Raw genomic sequence first — 3,726 nt, 5'->3', positions numbered from 1 at the left:
AAGTATCAAGATTGGCGGCTTCACCCTAGGGATGATGTTACCGACATTACAACAGGCGATTGTCGGTACTACAAATACTTTGTACAACCTTGACTGGGCACAAAGTGATGCTGCGATAGTTGCGGAATTAGAAAGTATGTATAACAGCTTTCTTAACACTGTTGGAGAATCTACGGGTAGAATGCTTGCTGGATTCATGCTTGGTGGCGGAAAATCAAACCCTAAAATGAACATCAACATAACTGCATCCGCAGCACTTTGCATTACAGCCCAACAGGAAGGAAGTGACATCACAAGAAGAGTTGAGTCAACTGGCAAATACATTTATCAGATACGCTCGCAATTTAGCCGCCAAATTGGGTTACATGGAAATCAGAAAATGGGCAAGAAACAACATAAGAACTGGCATCAGCAGTATTGATAATGCGATTGCTAATTGGGGTTTACAAGAAGGGCAAAGCTGGACTATTGCTCAGCAAGTAGAAAATAAAATTGAATCAATAACTGAAGAAAATCCTTCACTAGGTAACTTTTTGGAAGGATTTGTCGAAGGCTTCGGCGATGGCTTTTCTGATTTCATTGTGATGACTTAATCTAAAGTAAGCACCTACCTTGAGAAATATGACACTATCAACTCGCACTTTTTCAATCGCACTTACCTCTACCGCTACAAACGCGGTTGCAGAAATTGTACATTTTCGCGATGAACCCTTGCTGATTGATGAAAAAGCAGCCGTGTACTTAGAAGCCTGTTTCTGTAATGTTTCCTTAAAAAGTTTTCAATTGATGAAATTCCCCAGTTATGAGGGAGATGAGTCTGACGCAGAAAAGCTGGCTTTATTTACGGCTGCTGAATTAAGCAGCCAAAAGATAGGGTTAAGAATTCTTAGCCGTAAAAACAATACAGGCACATGGAGAGAAAAAGCTGAAATTATTCTTACCAATGCAGGACGTAAGAGTTACTTTTTTGGGTATTCAATTGATTGATTACGGAAATGGCTTGCTTAAGCAAAGTGATTTTATTGAGATTGAATTTGCAGTCACCATTGATATCTCAAAAAAAAACAATGATTTTCAAGAATTAAGCGCTAGGATAGCTAGCCTAGAATCTCTTCTTGATCTGTTTGGTGCTGCTACGCCGACAGCCTCTGGCACAAACGGTTTAGTGAAGGGGGCTGATATTGGTCAACAACAATGGCTGTTGAGAGGTGACAGAACATGGCAAAATCCTCAGACATTGGGTTTTGCAAGCATTTCAAATACCTATGGATTGCAACCGCGCTCAAATACTGCTGGTGCAATCAACGCTAACGAACAGGTTTACAGCAGTTATGCAGGGATGCGATGGATTGATGGTGGTGCAACCAATTTAAATCTTCCAAATAATACAGGGATGCTTCAACAATTCGATACCTTGTTTGGTACTTCTATTGCTAACAAATATCGGGTACAAGAATTTGCGTTTAATAACCGCTGGTGGAAGCGGAGCGAAATTAATAATATTTGGACTAATTGGCTTGAAATTGCTTTTTTGAATTCTGGAAGTTCGCAATTATTTACAGGCCCTTTGGTTCTCAGCAACCCCTCGTTACGATTAACCGCTCTACCCACATCACCTACTGGGTTATCTTCTGGTAGTCTGTGGCGCAATGGGACAACAATTGATATTGTTGTGTAGCTTACCTCAGTTCTGCCGCCAGAGTTGGTGGCAATTAGTAAGTAGTAGTCATTTAAAAATCAATGGTAAAAAGTAAAAGAGGTATATCTATCCCGAGTAGTAATATCAACCTTGACAAAGATACTACTCGGCGTCCCTCTCCATCCGAACAATTTGATGCCGGACGGAAAGATACTCCAGCGACGCCAGAAATAGGTATGCTCGGGGTGTCCGGTACTCGCGAACTCGGTAGTTTTGGCGGTATATCGGGGGTTTCCGATGTAGCGGTAGGGGTGCAAGAATTACCGCTACCCGGTGTGTCGATCGAAATTAACCCCGCAGAACAAAGTGCTAAAGCTGAGGTAGAGATTGGTGTCAAACAAGGATTTGGTGTAAGTTTTGGAGGTGAAGTTAAGCGCACACCAACAGGCATTTCTGTAGAGAATGTATCGTTTGGGGTAAATGTACTTGGCTTTGGGGTCAATGCTAAAGGCAAGGGTAACGAAAGCGGTAGTTTAGGTGTGTCGGCTTTTGGTATTAGTGTTGATGTAGCAAACGATAAAGATGGCAAAACTTCTGTACGATTGGGTTTGAGCTTACCGGGAATTAGTACGGGAATCACTCTAGCACCTGATGGACAGAAGGAGGAGGTGATACAACAACCCGACACACCCAATCCAAACAATAAGATGCCGTCGGATTGGACACCATCAATTCCGTTCACCCCTGCCTATAGCTCATTAAAACCAGGGTTATATTACGTGCGAACTGTCGATATTGGCACTGATGGTAGATACTGGTATCACGATGGTAACGGTTTAACATATTATTCCGTTATTCCGCCTCAAACCGGGAACTTAAGAGAGCCGTATATAAATCCGCCAGAACCACCAACCTTTTGCGTTAACGTGACTCAGGCTAATATAAACACTCTTCAGGTTTCCCCGGGCAGTATTTATACCGACCCGTGGAAAAATCGGATTATATGTTATTCAATCGCGCGTTCTATGGCTCCCTTTGGCACAATAAATCACGTCCAAGAGGATTATTATCGCAGGGTGGTAATAACAGACGACTATCTCGGACTTGTTCCGGGTACTGTATATTCTCATCCGTATGATATCATCGGGTACACGACTTATTATAATTATATAAATAATTTAACTACTGGAGGTTTTAAAGTATTTTGGGACTTTTTGGATTGGGAGTTAATAAGAAAAACAAATATTGAGTTAATTAAGTGCGGAGACCCCGAAAAACAAATTGTTTCAGCAAATTTACCCAACTATCCTCAAACAGTAAAACCCATGAACTGCTGCGATAAAGTCGAAGAAATCTACAAATATCTTGGTATTGCCAAGATGAAGAAAAAATTCAAAGTTGCTAAACAATTTTTAGTTCCCGGTGGCAAGGGCAATGAAGAATGCGAGGATTATTACGCATTGAATGAAGCCTTGTTTAGAATGTTAGCCAATGGATTGATTATTAATCCCGTAAGTAAACCGCTAGGCAGTGAATGGAAAAATGTTAACGCTACTGCTTGGGCTGCTGGCGTGTATGAAATGGTGGCTGAAGCAATGAGCAATGGTGACAGCACTCAGAAGTTTGAGATATCAACCATTATGCAGCAAGTACAGATGATGTCTGCTGTTGCAGAATTGAGTCGTAAAGTTGATTTTATATCGGAAGTCCTAGGGGTCACACCTGACTTAGATACAGAGGATTTGCCTGTATGTTTTACGATTCATGAATCTCACAAAGGGTTTGAAAAGAAAAAACCAAAGGAGATTGATGTCAGCAAACCTAAGACCGATAACGAAGTAGAAAAAGTTCTCGGACAAATGCTGCGACCAAGTAAGATTCCTATTGTAAAATGGGTTTTTCGTCCCGACTCGATTTCGATTGCAGCAGCGCTTAGTAAGTTAAATTAGAGGTATTAAATCGTGGCCAAGAAACCATCAAGCAGCAAACCAAAACCGGGCGGTATGCGTCCCGGGGGGAAGAAAGAGAGGGGTAGCGCTAAAGGTACTATCAAGAATGCTTTGGTCTCAAAAATAGAAGAACTTGTT

At 41.5% G+C, this 3,726-nt stretch carries 5 protein-coding genes; all 5 read left to right on the top strand.

The features are described from left to right. A partial coding sequence (locus JGK39_RS33145; protein WP_293322668.1) for a hypothetical protein occupies window positions 1-421 on the top strand: 421 nt, incomplete at its 5' end. Then, entirely contained in the window at window positions 366-593 is a 228-nt protein-coding gene (locus JGK39_RS33140) for a hypothetical protein (RefSeq protein WP_293322665.1), read from the top strand. The genes JGK39_RS33145 and JGK39_RS33140, both read left to right, overlap by 56 nt. Before the next feature lie 28 nt (window positions 594-621). Continuing rightward, the gene (locus tag JGK39_RS33135) at window positions 622-987 is read left to right on the top strand and encodes a hypothetical protein (protein ID WP_293322662.1); all 366 of its coding nucleotides are present in this window, start codon (window positions 622-624) and stop codon (window positions 985-987) included. After that, a complete protein-coding gene (locus JGK39_RS33130; RefSeq protein WP_293309019.1) occupies window positions 968-1,678 on the top strand; it encodes a hypothetical protein in 711 nt (236 codons plus the stop codon). Before JGK39_RS33135 ends, JGK39_RS33130 begins: the two co-directional genes overlap by 20 nt. Before the next feature lie 62 nt (window positions 1,679-1,740). Continuing rightward, complete coding sequence (locus JGK39_RS33125) at window positions 1,741-3,588, top strand: hypothetical protein (protein ID WP_293299020.1); 1,848 nt, start codon at window positions 1,741-1,743, stop codon at window positions 3,586-3,588. The last annotated feature ends 138 nt before the right edge of the window (window positions 3,589-3,726 follow it).

Source organism: Microcoleus sp. PH2017_12_PCY_D_A (assembly GCF_020738565.1).
GTDB lineage: Bacteria > Cyanobacteriota > Cyanobacteriia > Cyanobacteriales > Microcoleaceae > Microcoleus.
The sequence above is the reverse complement of the archived record's forward strand: the minus strand, read 5'-3'. Positions and strand labels throughout refer to the sequence as shown.

Excerpts from the sequence above, each read along its gene's own strand:
- JGK39_RS33140 (WP_293322665.1), top strand. The coding sequence starts at position 366 with ATGGAAATCAGAAAATGGGCAAGAAACAACATAAGAACTGGCATCAGC.
- JGK39_RS33135 (WP_293322662.1), top strand. The coding sequence starts at position 622 with ATGACACTATCAACTCGCACTTTTTCAATCGCACTTACCTCTACCGCT.
- JGK39_RS33125 (WP_293299020.1), top strand. The coding sequence starts at position 1,741 with ATGGTAAAAAGTAAAAGAGGTATATCTATCCCGAGTAGTAATATCAAC.